The organism is Streptomyces sp. NPDC001514 (assembly GCF_053597075.1).
The window spans coordinates 1-15,943 of sequence record NZ_JBSFHO010000026.1; the positions used below are offsets into that span (position 1 = coordinate 1).

Genomic DNA, 15,943 nt, shown 5'->3' on the forward strand with positions numbered 1-15,943 from the left:
GCGGCCAGCAGCGCTTCCTCGATCCGCTTGGGGAAGGCCTGGTAAGTGGCCACCCACTGGGTGTTGCCGGCACCCAGCAGCGCGAACCGAACGTTGGACAGCGAGCCCTGCGGGAGTCCGGCGGCGAGCAGGTCGTCGAAACGCTGCGCGTTGTCCGGGGCCTTGCCGTTGTAGCTGGAGGCCACGACCACGAGCAGGCCCTCGGTGGGCAGGTTGTCGCCCAGCTCGTCCAGGCCGACCAGGGTGGTGCCGAACCCGGAGCGCTCACCGCGGTCGGCGATGGTGCGCGCCAGGTCCTCGCACGAGCCGAGGCTGGAGCCGTAGGCGACGGTCAGGTTCACCCCGACACCACTGACCGCGGCCTGTGCCCGCGTGTCGTCCCTCTGCAGGTCCACGGCGCCGAAGACGGTCCGCTCGTGCTCCTGACGGGCCCGCACGTTCAGTTCGAAGCCGCCGGGCTTGCGCGTCAGCGCTTCCTTGACGTCCATCTTGTAGTCGCTCATGTCGGCGAACTTGAACTTCTGCAGCACCAGTGCGAGGGCCAGACGGGCCTCGGTGAGCGCGAACTGCCGGCCGATGCAGGCACGCACGCCGTTACCGAACGGCTTGTAGGCGTGCGGGTGGTGCTTGACCCGGTTCTCCGGCAGCCACCGCTCGATGTCGAACTCGTCGGGCCGGTCCCACGCCTTGGGGTGGGTGTGCAGCGGGCCCTCGAGGAGGTTGACCCGCGCTCCCTTCTTCAGCTCGTAGCAGCCGCCGATGACGGTGTCCTCGATCGGCGACTTGCCGATCATCGGGATGGGAGCCCACAGGCGCAGGGTCTCCTCCAGGATCCGCGGGATCACATCCATCTGCATGATCGTGTCGTAGTCCGGGACTGTGTCACCCGGCAGCAGCCGGTCCACCTCGGCGTAGGCCTGCGCCAGCACCTGCGGGTTGCGCATCAGCGAGTAGGTGGCGAACGACAGCAGACCACTGGTGGTCTCGTGACCGGCGATCAGGAACGTGACCACCTGGTCACGGACGTTGTCGTCCTCCAGCCCCTTGCCGGTCTCCGGGTCCGTTGCCTCCAGCATCAGACCCAGCAGGTCATCCTCAGCGGTGCCCTGCCCCCCACGGCGCTCCTTGATCACACTCTCGACCAGGTCACGCATCAGCTGGATGTTCTCGCTGTACTTCTTGTCATCGGACTTGCGCATCTTGGTCATCATCGGCAGCTCCTGCGAGCGCCGCAGCGACTCAACCAGCGCCTCCAGCAGCGCGTTGAGGAAGGGGTGCAGATCCTCCTTGGCGAAGGAGTCGAACCGGTAACCGAACCCCGACAGGGCGATGGTGTCCAGGGTCAGCCGGGTGTAGTCGTCGGTGATGTTGACCGGCCGACCCTCCCTGCGCTCCCACTTGCCCACCAGGTTCTGGGCGATCTCCAGCATCTGCCCGAAGTAGCCCTTCATCGCCCGCTGGCTGAAGGCAGGGAGGAGGACTCGGTGCGCCATGCCCCATTCCTCCTCGTGCTGGTGGGCCGTGAACAGGCCGGCTCCCGCGTAGTCCCGGACATGGGCCAGCGGCGTCTTGTCGATCTGCTTGAAGAACCGCGTCTCGTCGCAGACCTCGGCCACCAGGTCCGGGTCCCAGACGAAGACCTGCTCGATGCCGGCGATCTCCATGCCGTAGAGCCCCTCGGGGAACTGCTTGGACAGCTCACCGAAGTACGCGACCGGGTTGGTGCTGGGGATCTGCGGCGTGTGGCCGAGGAAGGGGACCCCGCGCGGAGACCGGATGGGTCGCAGGTCGTTCCTGGACTGTGTGGTCATGCTTGCTCCTCTGTGCAGGGAGGGGATGGGCAAGGGCGCCGGCGACGCCGTGGTGCACCACGGAAACATACGCCGTATGGAATTGGTACCATACGACGTATGGAAAGTCGACCACAACCCGGAGCCATGCGGGCGACCGTCATGCCGCCGTGTGGCCGAGGTCATTTCCATACGCTGTATGAAACTGATACCGTCCGCGTATGGAAAAGGCGAAGCGTCCCCCGCGGGGAACAAGAAAGAGGGACGTGCCTCTGACCGAGGCCGGGATCTATGCCGCCGCCCTGCGGCTCATCGACGCGGACGGGGTCGAGGCGCTCACCATGCGCAAACTCGCGACCGCGCTCGATGCGAACCCGATGTCGCTGTACCACCACGTGCCGAACAAGGACGCCGTGGTGCGCGGCGTGGCGAGAGTGGTCGGCACCCAGTTCCGCACCGTGACGCTGGAGGACGCTCCCTGGCAGGAGCGCATCCGCCTGCTCGCCACGGATTTCCGGACGCTGGCGCACCGCCACCCCAAGCTCATGGCCTACTCGTTCAGCCACCAGGCGGACTTCATCCAGCCCGAGGACCCGTTCTGGGTTGCGCTCACCGCGATCCTGGAGGCCGCAGGGGTGCCGCACTCGGAGCTCCCGCAGATCTCCGCTCTCGTGGGCGCCGTCATCACCGGTGTCCTCAACGCCGAACTCAGCGGCGCGATCCACCGGTGGTCGAGCCTCAAACCCCCCACTGTCGGCGAAGACGGGCTCACCGTTCCAGGCCGTGACGAGAACCGCGTCTTCCGCCTGACGCTGGACACGATCATCATGGGCCTGGAGAGCCGACTCGCCGCCGATGGTGACGCCCAGGGCATCGGCCATTGATTTTGCAGCCCTGAAGCGTTGCGGCCTGAGGCCGGCCCGTGGTCGGCCTCAGGCCGCGGTGCGCATGAGGAGGCACCCACCACATCCGGAAAGGCCCTCTCCATGCGGCCGTGGCAGATGCGCGGTGTGCTGCGGCTGGGCCGGGCGACCGATCTGTGGCCGACCTGGTGGTGTACACCGTCGGCGGATCCATGTGCGCGTCCTACGGGCACACCCGGCCCTACGCAACCTCGCGCTCACCCTTGCCGCTGGTTCGCTCGCCCGGATGGCGTGCATGGCCCCCGGTCTCGTACGGTCCCGGGAACCGCAGCATCCGGCAGTGGCCAGGGCCCTGGACGCTGCCGGACGGCTCGGTCGCACTCCGGACGACGACCCTGCGCATGACTCGGCCGGCCGAGCTGCGGACGCGGCAGCAGCCTGGCGCACGGTGCCGCCGGTACGCGTTCACCCCCCGGTCGGCTGGGCCTCCATGTCACCAGGCGTCGGCCGCCCGTGCCGACGGGCGCTCAACCGGCTCTTCGGCAACTGCAACCGTCCCCCCGACCTCGCCGATCTCGTCCATGCCGGTTGCCGTCCGGCGAGCGCCGTGGCGGAGTTGCGCGGCGTTCCGGCACGAACGAGAAGGCCGCCGCAGACTTCGAGCGGCTCGGCACCTGTCAGCGCAAGGGTGAGTCGGCGGTGGGCGTCAGCACGGACTCGGCGACGCCGACGATCTGGCTCATGTCGAAGCCCTCCATGTCCGCGCGGAATTCGGGGCTGGACAGGTACGCCTCCAGCCGCTCCTGAACGTCGTCGGCGTCCCGATAGGAAACGAGGGCGTACAGCCGGGGCACCTCACTCCCGGGAGCTGCGGGCCCCGTCCAGACGCCGTGTGTGGCGATCCTGTGCTTGGCCATACCGGGAATGTGCTTGGACCAGATGTTCTCGTAGGCGACGAGCGCCTCAGGGCTGCGCAGTGTGTAGACACGAAGCTGGTACTGGGACATGAACACTCGTTCCTTTTCTTCTGAGCATGATTGTCAGTGGTCCGGCGTGGCGCAGTGGAGGCCGTGTCCGGATCCTTCGGCCGTCGACAGCGGATGAAGGGGCGTGCAACGGATTCATTCCGCAAGCCAGTTGGGAGGCTTCTCTCAGCCTTTCGCGAACAGGTTCGCCCGTTCGAGGTTCCAGTCGATGTGTCCGGACTCGGTACCCCGTGGCACCAGCGCCTCCGTGTTCTCCAGGAAGGTCCTGACGTCCTGCACGGGAACCTCGAGCAAGGCGGTGCCCGCGGGAGACCCGAGAACGATGTACATCGCTTGATCGCCACGGCCAACGGCCGGCCAGATCCGGATGTCCCCACAGCCTGCGGAACCCCTCAGGCCATCGGCGAGAAGATCACGCCCCAGGACCCATTCGACCGGTTCGTCAGCGTCGGTGAAAAAGGCGGCACGGACGACGTAGGGATCCGTGGGCTCGTAACGCAGGCTCATGCACATGGACAGCGAGCAGGTGCGCGAGATGACAAGCTGCACGGCCACCCCCTGCATCTCGGTCTTCAAAGACTCCATCGACTTTCACTCCAAGGTGTCTCTGCCTCGGCTGCGCCCCGCCGCCGGACCGCCGCTGGGTCGGCAGCGAAGGGGCAACGAAGGGAGAGGCGTTACAGCAGGGCCCGGGCGCCGGAGCGCCGGCAGCCTGCGCGGCGGTCAGCGACCGCTGATCTCATCCCGGCCGTCGTGGTCCCAGCTACGGATCTCGTCCCAGGAGTAGCCCTGCACGAAGAGCAGGTAGCCGACACCGTGGTCCCAGCGGTAGCCGTCGGCGTTGACGCTGACGGCCGGGCGCTGGACATGCGCGGATGCAGAAGTCGCGGCCGAAGCAGTGCCCCCGGCACCAAGAACGGCGACACCCGCGACCGCCACGGAAGCGATGACGGCAACGAGCCTCGTGAGCTTCTTCATGATCTTTCCTTCCCGATCGGTGCGATCTGCACCATCGACTGCATGCGGGCGATGTACGGCGCCTGGCGTGGTCGGAGCAAACTCTTCCATACGGCGTATGGAAGCGCCCTCCAAGGATTACCATACGACGTATGGAACTGTCGAGGCGGCGAAAATGGCCCGCACGGCCGGCAGCGGCATGAGCAGCTCGACGTCCTCGCCGAGACCGCGTCGGCCGCCCGGACGAAGTCCGCCTGGCCATCGAGAAGATGTTCACCTGCATCGACCATCTTGGGCGCTACACCGAGGAGATCAGTCACATCAGCGAGCAACTGGGCAGCAATTCCCGGTGGTTCACCCACCCTGCTCTCATCGGAGCGACCTTCGGACTCGACCACGCCCTGGGCTGAGCCGTCGCCCTGGGCGGACGAGCCGCCCGGGATTTCCGTCTCCGGAGCCGGGGCGTGCGGGCGCCCAAGTCCGGCCCCATGCTGGAAACGAGGGGGTGACGGCGGACCCCTCGCCCGCGTCGAGGCCCACGCCGCGCTCGGCGCACTGCTCCCCCACCTCGGCACGGCACGCCACGCCGGGTCCAGGACCCTCCGTGCCGTGCCTACCGCCAGAACGCCATGCTCCGCGGACCCCGCCACCTGCCCATCCGACTCGGAGGCCGCGGGGCGGCGACAGCAGGCGAGAGAGACCACCCACCCCGGTGCATTACGCAGGCCGCGGGAACCGGTGCGCAGTCGGCGCCGACCGGCCCGGTGCGCGACAGGATCCTCTTCACGTTGCAGCGGGAAGGGGCCGCCGGGCGAGGTCTCGGGCCTCATCCGGGCAGAGGCCGAGCATGTGCAGGATCATCTCGGCCATTGCGCCTGCGGCCTGGTCGCTGTCGGCCTCGGGCTGGTTGCACCACAGCTCCAGGAGCGCCAGCAGGCTGCCGTTCAGCACTGTCAGGGCGACCACCGGGTCGACCACCGTGAACCGGCCTGCGGCCATGCCCTGCTCCACGTCGCGCTTCGCGCCCGGGGCCAGTCCGTCGACGGCGTATATCCGACCGAGCTGGCTGTGGCACAGGATCTGCATGATCTCCGGGTATGACTCGGCCATGCACGCGCTGAGCCGCACGCCCCCAGCAACGCGCTCGGCGGGATCATCGACGCCGTGCAGGCGTTCGTCGACGGCTTGGGCGTACTCCTCCAGTGCATCGGCCACTGCCGCGTCGAACACGTCCGGCTTGCCCGCGAAGTGGTTGTAGAACGAGCCGAGACCCACGTCCGCGCGCTCCGCGATGGCATGGATGCTGGCGCTGGCGCCACCGGACTCGGCCAGGATCTGCCGCGCGGCGCGGACGAGTGCCTGGCGGGTCTCAGCACGACGGCGTTCGAATCGGTTCCTGCGTGGAGCTGGCATCGGCGTGCTCCATAAATGAGAGCAGCAGTTCTGATCAATTCATCATTGCACTGCCCACCTCGACCGTCCACCCTGGCCCACCAAACCCGACTCCGCGGTTGCGTGACGTGACAGCGCACGGTCACATCTGACTATTTCATCAGTTTCGTGGGACTTGACGTTTAAGGCGGTCGTATCTGACTATTTCATCAGAAGTGGACAAAGTCGTCCAAGCTCGGCATATGTCGCGCCGGTGACCCGCTCCACCGTCGGCGAGGTCGCTCGCTACATCGCACGCCCGGCGCGGCCGGTCCTACCCGGGCGATCCTCAGCCCCTGGTCATCACCGTTCCACCACGGCTACGGATCGGGCCGACGCCGCACATGCCGACGCTGTCCTCACACCGCGCACCGATGGGAAGAACCGGATGACGAAGACCGACCACACGCCACTCGCCGAGCCGGTGAGCCCCCGAGAGATACCCGATGCGGCAATAGCGATGCTCGATGCGGAGGGGACCGTGGTGGGGTGGACGCACGCCGCTGAGCAGCTTGTCGGGTACTCGGCCGGGGAAGTGGTGGGCCGGTCCGCCGCACACGTGGTGCCGCCGCCCGCCGAGGACGCCCCGAGTGCTTCAGCGTTCGCCGAGCAGTGCCGTGCCCAGGATGGCTGGTCCGGCGCCGTGACGGTCCGCCACCGCGACGGCCACGCCATCAAAATGACGCTGCGGATCTCGCTGCTGTGGGGGCAGGACGCCGGCACCCGGTGGCTGGTGTCCGTGACCAACATAGGCACCCTGTCCTCGGGGGCGTCCAACGGAGCCGTGCGGGAGTCGCTCCTGGCCCACGCACCGGTCGGCATCGTCGTCTATGACCCGCAGCTGCGCTGTACCTGGGTCAACGACGTCATGGAGCGCCACGACGGCACTCCTCGTGAGCGACGGTTCGGGCGCCGCCTGCGGGACTCACTGCCCGCCGTCGAGGCCGAAGCTCTTGAGGTGGTGATGCGGCAGGTGCTGGAGAGCGGCACCACCATGGTCCACGAGTACCGGGCGTGGTCGTCGACGGACCGGCGCCGGGAGCACGCGTACTCGGCCTCGTTCTTCTGCCTCCGTGACGCGGACGGCACGGCACTGGCAGTGTGCTCCATGAGCGTGGACGTCACCGGCAACCGGCGGGCGCGCGAGCGCCTTGCCATCCTCAGCGAAGCCAGCACGCGCATCGGCAGCACCCTCGATGTCATGCAGACCGGGCAGGAACTGGCCGACCTTGCCGTGCCCCTGCTGGCCGACCACACAGTCGTCGACCTGATGGAGTCGGTTCCGTTCGGCGTGGATCCCTCGGCGGGGACCGGCAAGGCGAACGGCACCCCACCTGTGCTGCGCCGTGCCGGTCTGGCCTCCATCGACCCGGGTATCCTCAAGTTGCCGTGGGTGCGCCAAGACGTGATCCGCCCCTTCCCGACCTCGCTGTTCGCCACCGCCCTGCGCACGGGCAGGTCTTACCTCGAATCGGTGCTGGACACCAGTTCACTCCCCTGGACCCACCACGACCCGGTGCGGACGCAGAAGCTTCGTGACAGCGGCGTCCACTCTTTGATGGTCGTACCCATCCGTGCGCGGCGCTGTGTGCTGGGACTGGCGGTGTTCGGCCGCTCCGAGGAGCCGACGCCGTTCCAGGAGGACGACCTCCTCCTCGCCGAGGAGCTCGTCACCCGGGCCGCGCTCAGCCTGGACAACGCTCTCCAGTACGCTCGCCAACGCACCGCGGCCCTGACGCTCCAACGCGACCTGCTCCCCCACCATGTGGGAGGCGGCGCCGCCGTCGATGTGGCCTCGCGCTATGTGCCGGCTGACATGGACCACGGCGTGGGGGGCGACTGGTTCGACGTGATCAAGCTGTCCGGCGCCCGGGTGGCCCTCGTCGTCGGAGACGTGGTCGGACACGGCATCAACGCCGCGGCAACGATGGGCCGAATGCGCACCGCCGTCCGCACGCTCGCGGACCTGGAACTGCCTCCCCACGAACTGCTGGCGCACCTTGATGCCACGGTCCGACGGCTGAACGATGAGAACGAGGAAGACGCCGAAGCCCAGGACACGGCGCCCGCGGTGGTGGGCGCCACCTGTCTGTACGCCGTCTACGACCCTGTCACCCGGCGCTGCTCGCTGGCCCGGGCCGGGCACCCCCCGCCCGCGATCATCGACCCGCAGGGCCACGTCACCTTCCCCGATCTGCCCGCCGGAGCCCCGCTCGGCCTCGGCCTCGGGATGGTCCCCTTCGAGTCCACGGACATGGAACTTCCCGAGGGAAGTGTCCTCGCGCTCTACACCGATGGCCTGGTCGAGTCCCGCGACGACGACCTCGACGTCGGCATGCGCCGCCTGGGTGCCGTCCTGGCAGAGACCGGTGCGTCCTTGGAAGACCTGTGCTCTCAGGTGATCGAGACCTTGCCGACTCAGGCCCCGGCCGACGATGTCACCTTGCTCCTCGCGCGGACTCGCGGACTCGAACCGGCCCAGGTCGCCTCCTGGGAACTGCCGAACGAGCCGACCGCCGTCCGCATCGCCCGGCAGGCAGCCGCCCGTCAGCTCAGCGAATGGGGGCTTGAGCATCTGGTGACCACCGTGGAGCTGGTCGTCAGTGAACTGGTCACCAACGCCGTCCGCTACGGCGACGGACCGATCCGCCTACGGCTCATCCAGCACCAGGTCTTGACGTGCGAAGTCTCCGACAGCAACCCCAGCCACCCACGCCCCCGTCATCCCCACATCATCGACGAGAACGGCCGCGGTCTCTCCCTCGTCGCTCAGTTGTCCCGCAGGTGGGGCTCCCGCGCCGCAACCGACGGCAAGGTCGTCTGGGCCGAACAAGACCTGCCCTCCAAAGCCGTTGCGGTGTGACGCGCTGCCGACCGGACGGCCGACGGCCGCCACAGCATGCCGATCTCTCGAGCCGCAGGCCCTCGGAAAGGAAGCCAGAGATGGAAATAGAGAATGTCAAGAACGCCTACTCGGCAGGTGCCTCCCAACGATCGACGGCCGTCTTCGGTTCCGATCCCAGCGGCGAGTTGTACGCCTTCGACTGTCTGGCAGCCGCCGTGGTCGACGAGCGAGGCGCGGTGGTGGGGTGGACCGGGATGGCAGAAGACCTGACGGGGTTCCGCGCCGAGGAGGTCTGCGGCCGCCCCGTGCAGGAACTGGTGGCCGACCTCCCGGACGAGCTGCGCGGCGCCACGGAGATGCCGGCGTCCGGCCGGGTACGGCTGTGGCACCAGTGCGGCGACACCATCGATGTCACTTTCCGGACCACAAAGGTGGGGGGCTCGGCGGAAGTCCTCGTCCTGGTGGCACCTACACACCATGTCGCCGACCACGAGCAGGGCGCAGCGCTCCTGCGCGCACTGTCCGCACAGAACCGAATCACGATCGCTCTGCACGACACGGATCTCATCACTGTGCAGACGAACGCCACGCCGGACCCTCTCGACGGCCGTCCGGTACAGCCCGGCACTCGGCTGAGCGACGTGCTGTGCGCCGACGACGCCGAGAACCTGGAGGCAGTACTGCGCCAGGTGCTCGAGACGGGTGTCCCGGTGGTCCGCAGAACCCAGCAAGTGAGCTGGCGGCACAATTCGGCGCGGCGGCACACGCTGTCGCTGTCCGCCTTCCGTCTGGAGGACGCGCGACGACGCCCCAGGGGGGTCGCAGCCCTGTACATCGACAGCGACGACCTGCGTGCCCGCCGTCATCTGGATCTCGCCCGCGAGGTGGCCGAGCGAGTAGGAGGATCCCTGGATGTCGCGCGCACTGCGCAGGACCTCGCGGACGCTCTCGCACCTGCGTTCGGGGATCTCGCCGCAGTCGACCTTGCGCACTCCGTTCTCGACGGGGAAGAACCCTCGAAGCGGCTGCACGGTGGAAACATGGGCAACGCGGCCCTTGCGCCGGCCACCGCGGTGTGGCCGGCCGGCATCAAGCGCGGCCAGCCCATCCCGCCCTTTACCGACCACCCCCTGCTACGCAGTTTCCGACACGGCGAGCCAGTCGTCTTCAGCCTTCACGACTTCATCGCCATGGTCAGCGACCCGCAGCTGGTCGAGTATCTCGTCCCGAAGGGCGCCCATTCGGTGCTGGTGGCACCGTTGCATGCCCGCGGGCTCACGCTCGGCGCCATAACGGCCTGGCGCTGCGGCCGATCCGACCCGTTCTCCGAGGACGAGGCGGATCTCATGAAGCAGATCGCCTCACGGGGTGCGCTCGCCATCGACAACGCCCGCCGTTACACGCGCGAGCACAGGGCGGCCGTAGCGCTGCAGCAGTTCCTCCTTCCCCCGGCCACGACCGACACTCCGGCAGCCGAGACTGCCAGCGCCTACCTGCCCGCAGGCGGCGGATCCGAAATCAGCGGCGACTGGTACGACGCCATTGCTCTGCCCTCTCTCCGGCTGGCTCTTGTCGCCGGGGACGTCGTCGGCCACGGTATGCCCGCAAGCACCACTGTGGGCCGCCTGCGCGCCGCCATCCAGACGCTCGCGGACCTGGAACTCGAACCGGACGAGTTGCTCACCCGGATCGCGGACCTGGTCCAGCGCCTCGCGGCCGAAGCCCCACCCGGCGGCCACGACATCGTCGGCGGCACATGCCTGTACGCGGTCTACGACCCGGTCACCCGACGATGCGCCATAGCCAGTGCCGGGCACCCGCCACCCGTCCTGGTACGGCCCGACGGGACCACCGAAGTCGTCGCGATTTCCCCGGGGCCACCACTCGCCGTCTGCGGCATGCCGTACGAGACCACCATGATCGACCTCGAGCCGGGCAGCGTCCTCGCCCTCTACACCGACGGCCTGGTCGAACTGCGCGACCGCGACATCGACCAAGGCCTGCGGCGCCTGACGGATGCCCTCGCCGCGTCCTGCCGTCCGGATCGCGCTCTGGACGAAACCGGCCGGGCTCTCCTCGCCGACCTGACAGACCGAGCGCCGCGCGACGACGCGACGCTGCTCCTGGCCCGCACCCGCGCCGTCCCGGCGGAGAACACCGCTCACTGGGAAATCCCGGCCGACTTTGCCGCCGTCTCCGAGGCCCGAGAATGGACAACCCGCCAACTCACCACGTGGGGGCTGGAGGACCTCCTCTTCACCACCGAACTCATCGTCAGCGAACTGGTCACCAACGCCATCCGCTACGGTCGTGCACCGGCGGAGCTGCGGCTCATCCGCCACAACGTTCTGGTCTGCGAGGTCACCGACTCCAGCAGCACCCAGCCTCGCCTGCGGCGCGCCCGCACCACCGACGAGGGAGGGCGCGGCCTGTTCATCATCGCTCAACTCGCCGCGCGCTGGGGCTGCCGCCATGGCCAGAACCGCAAGACGATCTGGTCCGAGCAGCTCATCGAGTGCCCCCGCTGACCGGGGCCTGCTCGTTGCGGCCCCGGTCGACGACGCGGTGGGCGCGTCGGTACACCATGAGCGCTTCGCCGGACCGGCGAGCCCGGCTCCGCCCGTGCGATCACTCGTGGCGGGCCGGGCCCAGCCGTTCCTCACCGTCCTCGAGGTGCTGAGACCACCACCCTCGATCGGCCTGCCAGTCCTGGAGCCAGGACACGAAGTCGACTTCTGGCTCTGCTTCCCCTCCCGCATCGGCGTAGGGGGCCGCGCATCCGTCCCCCAGCCACCAGACCCGGCCGCGTTGAGGTCCAGTCACAATGAGTATCCAGAACTCACAGCCGGGGTTGCTGCCCAGGAGGATCGAGCCGTGCTGGTAGATGCCGTGGAGTAGGGGTGAGTGCTGGTCGTGGTCGTAGTAGTCGTACTCCCACTGCCACTCTTCCTCGAGGGGAAAGGGCACGGCGGGCTTCCGCGGGGCCGTGCCATCGAATGGTTCGGGGCTGAGCCAACAGTCGGCTTCCCAGTGCTGCCAGCTCTTGGGGAGTTGCCCCAGTGGGAGCAGCCCATGTGCCGCGGATGGGCCTTCCCACGTGCCGTTGGAGACCTCAGCAACGAACGTGCGGTATGGCTCTGGCAGCTCGACGCCATGTACAGCTTCAAATGCCCGAATGCCGGGCCAGCCAAGGAAAGAGCGGCGAAGGTCGCGAGGAATGGCGTCGCTGAGGGCGGATATCGCAGCGCGGAGCCGCTCCTTGGCGAGGTCGGTCATGAGGCTCCATGGACGGGGAGGGTGTGCTTCGAATGGAGAGCCGGGCTCGGCCGGCCGGCCCTGCTCCTGGACCACCTTGATGCTCGCGGAGACGGGAGCAGGCCGAAGTCGACATCACAGACCCCCGCCGCGCAGCGACTTCCCGTGCAGCCAAGGTGCCAGTGCCGCGAACGCGGACGGTACAGATCACCACTCTCATCACCAAATAGGTGATGCCTCCGACCTGCGAGTTGCACGGCGGCGACACAAGTGCCGCCGCCGTGCAACTCACGCTGAGATTATGCAGCGAGTTTTGAGGCCCTACAGGTCGAGAGTGGCGTCAGCTCTGAGAGTCGCCTCCGCCGCGGGGGAAGGAGACCTCCACGCGTCGGTTCTTCTTGCGTCCCTCTTCATTGGAGTTGTCGGCGATCGGGAACTGCTCGCCGTAGCCGCGGACCTCGTATGTGATCCCGGCATCGCTGAGGGCCTTGGCCAGGATCGCGTGGACGGCGTCCGCACGCTGCTTCGAGAGAACGTCTCCGTGCTCGGACGAGCCGAGATTGTCCGTGAAGCCGAAGACGCGGACTTTCTTGGCGTCCTGCTTCTTGATCTCGTCGGCGATTGCCTGAATACGGGCGTTGGCCGCGCTGCTCAACTTGGCGCTGTCCTTGCCGAAGAGCACCTCGGCCTGGAGGGCGAACTTGACGTCGGAGTTGGTGTCCTCCCGACGTTCCTCGCCGCCTTCCGACTCGATGACGGATTTGATGTCCAGGACCTTGGCGGGAGCGAGCGTGGCTCCGTCCACCATCTTGAGCCCGGGCGAGTTGGCGTCGACCTTGACCGGTGGCTCGGCCGATGCCTCGGTGCCAGGCGGGACACTCGGCTTGTTGTCGGCCCGCGCTTCGGTTGCCGTCAGGACGTACGAGCCCGCCAGGACGGCAGCGGCGGTGAGAGTGCTCACAGCAAGGCGCGACGACGGCATGCGCATTCGGATATGAGTCATCACAGCACTCACCCGGTGATCTTGAGGGTGGTGGCCGGGAACGACGGAAGCTGGAAATCGACCTCACTGGTCGAATCCGGCGGCGCCGGGAACTGCATGAAGATCGGCATCTTCTTGCCTGCGTCGACCTGAGTGAACCCGGAGGTGCAGAGGCAACGACCCTCTGTGTCGCGGAGCACGTAGTAGCGCTTCTTGCCTGCCTTGTCGACAAGGGTCGCGCCGCCGACGGACTGGCCGCCGCCCTGCAGTTCCTGCTCGGTGCCACGCCATTCGGTCGTCGCGTAGTACGCCCCGCTGCCCGTGTTCTCCACCTGCCCGTTCACCGTGACGAACCCGCCCGAGTCCCGCTGGATCGAGTTGATCGTCAGAACCATCCCGTCCCGGCCCTTGACCGTGGCGATGACTTGGCTCGTATCAGGCTGAGCGTTCGAGCCACCTGAAGCCTTCTCACCCTTGTCAGCAGGCTTGGAGGACGAGGTCGATTCCCCTCCCTTGTCCCCCTCACCGCCGCAGCCGGCCACTGTGAGAGCCAGGGCGGCGGTCATCACCACCGCTGCCGCCCCCCTGCGGGCCTTCAGGATGCGCCGAGTGCTCATGTCTAAGGTTCCTTTGCTCGTCGTTCGCTGTTAGTCGACCAATTGGACGTCGAAAAGATCCTTTGCCCCCGGCAAATCCGTGAGGCTGTCCTCGAGGTCCCAGCTCTTGTGCTTGCACTTGAGCGTGGGGAGGATTTCGAGGTCGTCGGGAAGCTCGAAGGTGCAGAGTGGCTTGATCGCAGCCTTGGCGTCGGCCGTCCCGAACTTGTTCTCCGTTCCCGGGATGACCGACTTACCGACCGGCTTCTCTGTCTTGACGTTGACCGTGTAGGTCAGCCACGGGTCCAGCTCCGAGTAGCAGCCGTTCGGTCCGTCGAGGACGGCGTCGTTCTTGTCGGCGAACTGAGCTGCTGCCCCGCATGACGGGTCCAGCGTCACAGTGCCGTCGAAGATGTCCTGCCACTTGGTCGGGTCCGTAAGAGAATCGAGCCACTCGCCCGCGAGCTTGTCCCGCGCGTCCTGGGCCGCCGCCAGCGCTGCGGCATCCGCCGCTCCCTGCGCCCCGTTGCGGGTCGCGGACGCTTGACCGACTGCAAAGAAGGCGAACGCGAGGAAGAGCAGGCCCGCCACCATCACAACGTAGATGGGGAAGGCCTGCCCTTGATCCTGCGACTTGCGGTTCGGCAAGCGGCTCAGCCGGCCTTGATCTTGTCGACCTGCTCGTTGATCTTCTGCGTGATCTTGCCACCGATACCGGTACCGACGATCGCACCGATGATCACGACGACCACCATGATGATGCCCAGGTACTCCAGGGCGGTCTGACCCTTGGAGCGCTCGCGGTCGGTCATCCGGCTGATGACGGTGTTCTTCCAGCCGTTGACGCGGATCTGCGTGTCGACGGCGGCCTTGAGCAGAGTGTCGTTCGACATGGTGTTCCCCTCCGGGTTCGGCCGACCGCTTGCCGGCCGACGCGTAAGTCTCTTTGTTGTCTTGGGCGTTACCGGCTTCCTCCTGGCCGGTGCCGCTTTCGACATGAGAAACGTACGCCGGAAGGGCGGACCCAGAAGAGGGTCCCAGGGCCCAATCCAAGGCCCAAAGCGAGACTTGGGCCCTACCCGTCCTGGGGTGGGCCCAGCGGCCCACCCGGAAGTTTTCCCGATCAGCCACGGCCGGCTGCCCCCCTCTCGGAACCCGTGCCCGTGTGCGCCGTGCCGAGCCACACCGCGATGGCCTCGCTCCTGCTCACACTGTGAAGCTTCGCGAAGATGCGGTTGATGTGGTTCTTGACCGTCTTCTCACTGATGAAGCAGGTGGCGGCGATCTGCTGATTGCTCATGCCCGACGCGATCAGGTCCATCACCTCCACCTCCCTTGAACTCAGTCCGAACTCTTCTTTGCTGCGGGCGGGTTGGGGTGCGCTCGGGAGGACCCCCGGGTCGGACCCGTGACCTGTCCAAGACTGTGCCACATTCGATTGCAGATGCGAAGCACTTTCGCTCGGATTCAACGAACTCGAGACATTCGGAGCGTGCTGAGGCTGCGGCTGAGGCGGTACGCCGGCCGGGTTCCCGCCGCTGTGCACACCGCCTTGGTGCGGTGCGTTCTGGTACGCCCTGCCGAGTCCGTCCGGCAGTTGCTGGGCGCCCTCGGGGCCAGGGCCGGGGCCACCGCCCCGGAACTGTGCGAGGAGCGCGTTCGCGGCCGTGGCGGTGAAGTGGGCGCGGCCCTCCTTCACATCCCGTACGGCGGCGACGAGCTGATCCGCCGTGAACTCACCGTGCACCAGATAACCGCCGGCGCCCAGTCTCAGGGCCTCCTGCACGATCTCGTTCTCGCGGCTGTACGTCAGCATCATCACCGGCGCCGCCTGTACCAGGTACGGCAGTGCCGAGATGCCGTCGACGCCCGGCATCCGGACATCGAGCAGGATCACGTCCGGCCGGTGCTCGTGGGCCGCCTGCAGCGCCTGCTGGCCGTCCGCGGCCTCGGCGACGACGGCGATGTCGTCGCGCCCGCCGAGCAGCACCGTAAGACCGGCTCTGACCACGGGATTGTCATCGGCGATGACCACCCTCAGCGGTGCCTGCGGAGCAGGGCTCCGAGGCTGTGACGGGAAGGGCGGGGCCGACTGAGGGACGGGGATGTGTGGGGATGTGTGCTCCGAATGGAGCGGAGCGGAGTGGGACGACGTGTGCTGTGAGACATGCGGGGTGATGAACTGCTGCCCCGATGTACGTGAGATCTCGTCCGGCATCTTGCGGCCTCCTCTCAGGG

Annotated in this window: 15 protein-coding genes; 4 read left to right on the forward strand and 11 right to left on the reverse strand. The window is 67.5% G+C overall.

All coding sequences use genetic code 11. The features are described 5' to 3' along the window. Nucleotides 1–1,811, reverse strand: a 1,811-nt coding sequence (locus tag ACWCXB_RS24870; protein ID WP_450725691.1) for a cytochrome P450, incomplete at its 3' end; no start/stop codon positions are given. Nucleotides 1,812–2,056: 245 nt separating this feature from the next. On the opposite strand from ACWCXB_RS24870, the gene ACWCXB_RS24875 reads away from it, so the two are divergent. Continuing rightward, entirely contained in the window at nt 2,057–2,674 is a 618-nt protein-coding gene (locus tag ACWCXB_RS24875) for a TetR/AcrR family transcriptional regulator (protein ID WP_450725692.1), read from the forward strand. A gap of 656 nt (nt 2,675–3,330) precedes the next feature. On the opposite strand, the gene ACWCXB_RS24880 is transcribed toward ACWCXB_RS24875, so the two are convergent. From ACWCXB_RS24880 to ACWCXB_RS24890, 3 genes are all read right to left on the reverse strand, one after another. Beyond that, on the reverse strand, nt 3,331–3,660 hold the full coding sequence (locus ACWCXB_RS24880; protein ID WP_450725693.1) for an NIPSNAP family protein: 330 nt from the start codon (nt 3,658–3,660) through the stop codon (nt 3,331–3,333). A gap of 144 nt (nt 3,661–3,804) precedes the next feature. Then, nucleotides 3,805–4,224: an SsgA family sporulation/cell division regulator gene (locus ACWCXB_RS24885; RefSeq protein WP_450725694.1), complete on the reverse strand. Its 420-nt coding sequence runs from the start codon at nt 4,222–4,224 to the stop codon at nt 3,805–3,807. Nucleotides 4,225–4,362: 138 nt separating this feature from the next. Then, nucleotides 4,363–4,617: a hypothetical protein gene (locus ACWCXB_RS24890; RefSeq protein ID WP_450725695.1), complete on the reverse strand. Its 255-nt coding sequence runs from the start codon at nt 4,615–4,617 to the stop codon at nt 4,363–4,365. Nucleotides 4,618–4,865: 248 nt separating this feature from the next. On the opposite strand from ACWCXB_RS24890, the gene ACWCXB_RS24895 reads away from it, so the two are divergent. Further along, entirely contained in the window at nt 4,866–5,006 is a 141-nt protein-coding gene (locus tag ACWCXB_RS24895; protein WP_450725696.1) for a hypothetical protein, read from the forward strand. Between the two features lie 373 nt (nt 5,007–5,379). Here the strand turns inward: ACWCXB_RS24895 and ACWCXB_RS24900 are convergent, their stop codons facing one another. Next, on the reverse strand, nt 5,380–6,009 hold the full coding sequence (locus ACWCXB_RS24900) for a TetR/AcrR family transcriptional regulator (RefSeq protein WP_450725697.1): 630 nt from the start codon (nt 6,007–6,009) through the stop codon (nt 5,380–5,382). 406 nt (nt 6,010–6,415) lie between these two features. On the opposite strand from ACWCXB_RS24900, the gene ACWCXB_RS24905 reads away from it, so the two are divergent. Together ACWCXB_RS24905 and ACWCXB_RS24910 are read left to right on the forward strand one after the other, a co-directional pair. Next, on the forward strand, nt 6,416–8,890 hold the full coding sequence (locus tag ACWCXB_RS24905; RefSeq protein WP_450725698.1) for a SpoIIE family protein phosphatase: 2,475 nt from the start codon (nt 6,416–6,418) through the stop codon (nt 8,888–8,890). Between the two features lie 80 nt (nt 8,891–8,970). Next, the gene (locus ACWCXB_RS24910; RefSeq protein WP_450725699.1) at nt 8,971–11,400 is read left to right on the forward strand and encodes a SpoIIE family protein phosphatase; all 2,430 of its coding nucleotides are present in this window, start codon (nt 8,971–8,973) and stop codon (nt 11,398–11,400) included. Nucleotides 11,401–11,500: 100 nt separating this feature from the next. Here ACWCXB_RS24910 and ACWCXB_RS24915 read toward each other — a convergent pair whose 3' ends face one another. From ACWCXB_RS24915 to ACWCXB_RS24940, 6 genes are all read right to left on the reverse strand, one after another. Continuing rightward, nucleotides 11,501–12,148: an SMI1/KNR4 family protein gene (locus ACWCXB_RS24915; RefSeq protein WP_450725700.1), complete on the reverse strand. Its 648-nt coding sequence runs from the start codon at nt 12,146–12,148 to the stop codon at nt 11,501–11,503. A gap of 319 nt (nt 12,149–12,467) precedes the next feature. Continuing rightward, nucleotides 12,468–13,130 carry an OmpA family protein gene (locus tag ACWCXB_RS24920; protein WP_450725701.1) on the reverse strand — a complete coding sequence of 221 codons (663 nt, stop codon included), beginning with the start codon at nt 13,128–13,130 and terminating at the stop codon, nt 12,468–12,470. 8 nt (nt 13,131–13,138) lie between these two features. Then, nucleotides 13,139–13,675, reverse strand: coding sequence for a hypothetical protein (locus ACWCXB_RS24925; protein WP_450725818.1), 537 nt, complete (start codon nt 13,673–13,675; stop codon nt 13,139–13,141). A gap of 81 nt (nt 13,676–13,756) precedes the next feature. After that, nucleotides 13,757–14,353: a pilus assembly protein TadG-related protein gene (locus tag ACWCXB_RS24930; RefSeq protein WP_450725702.1), complete on the reverse strand. Its 597-nt coding sequence runs from the start codon at nt 14,351–14,353 to the stop codon at nt 13,757–13,759. A 5-nt stretch (nt 14,354–14,358) separates the two neighbouring features. Then, nucleotides 14,359–14,598 (reverse strand): hypothetical protein, encoded by a 240-nt coding sequence (locus tag ACWCXB_RS24935; protein ID WP_450725703.1) that lies wholly within the window; start codon nt 14,596–14,598, stop codon nt 14,359–14,361. A 230-nt stretch (nt 14,599–14,828) separates the two neighbouring features. After that, nucleotides 14,829–15,923: a response regulator gene (locus ACWCXB_RS24940; RefSeq protein WP_450725704.1), complete on the reverse strand. Its 1,095-nt coding sequence runs from the start codon at nt 15,921–15,923 to the stop codon at nt 14,829–14,831. Nucleotides 15,924–15,943: the final 20 nt, after the last annotated feature.

What these genes read in the sequence shown, in the direction of transcription:
- ACWCXB_RS24920 (WP_450725701.1), bottom strand. Translation starts at nt 13,130, where the DNA reads ATGACTCATATCCGAATGCGCATGCCGTCGTCGCGCCTTGCTGTGAGC.
- ACWCXB_RS24910 (WP_450725699.1), top strand. Translation starts at nt 8,971, where the DNA reads ATGGAAATAGAGAATGTCAAGAACGCCTACTCGGCAGGTGCCTCCCAA.
- ACWCXB_RS24900 (WP_450725697.1), bottom strand. Translation starts at nt 6,009, where the DNA reads ATGCCAGCTCCACGCAGGAACCGATTCGAACGCCGTCGTGCTGAGACC.
- ACWCXB_RS24880 (WP_450725693.1), bottom strand. Translation starts at nt 3,660, where the DNA reads ATGTCCCAGTACCAGCTTCGTGTCTACACACTGCGCAGCCCTGAGGCG.
- ACWCXB_RS24940 (WP_450725704.1), bottom strand. Translation starts at nt 15,923, where the DNA reads ATGCCGGACGAGATCTCACGTACATCGGGGCAGCAGTTCATCACCCCG.
- ACWCXB_RS24935 (WP_450725703.1), bottom strand. Translation starts at nt 14,598, where the DNA reads ATGTCGAACGACACTCTGCTCAAGGCCGCCGTCGACACGCAGATCCGC.
- ACWCXB_RS24885 (WP_450725694.1), bottom strand. Translation starts at nt 4,224, where the DNA reads ATGGAGTCTTTGAAGACCGAGATGCAGGGGGTGGCCGTGCAGCTTGTC.
- ACWCXB_RS24925 (WP_450725818.1), bottom strand. Translation starts at nt 13,675, where the DNA reads ATGACCGCCGCCCTGGCTCTCACAGTGGCCGGCTGCGGCGGTGAGGGG.
- ACWCXB_RS24905 (WP_450725698.1), top strand. Translation starts at nt 6,416, where the DNA reads ATGACGAAGACCGACCACACGCCACTCGCCGAGCCGGTGAGCCCCCGA.
- ACWCXB_RS24915 (WP_450725700.1), bottom strand. Translation starts at nt 12,148, where the DNA reads ATGACCGACCTCGCCAAGGAGCGGCTCCGCGCTGCGATATCCGCCCTC.
- ACWCXB_RS24895 (WP_450725696.1), top strand. Translation starts at nt 4,866, where the DNA reads ATGTTCACCTGCATCGACCATCTTGGGCGCTACACCGAGGAGATCAGT.
- ACWCXB_RS24890 (WP_450725695.1), bottom strand. Translation starts at nt 4,617, where the DNA reads ATGAAGAAGCTCACGAGGCTCGTTGCCGTCATCGCTTCCGTGGCGGTC.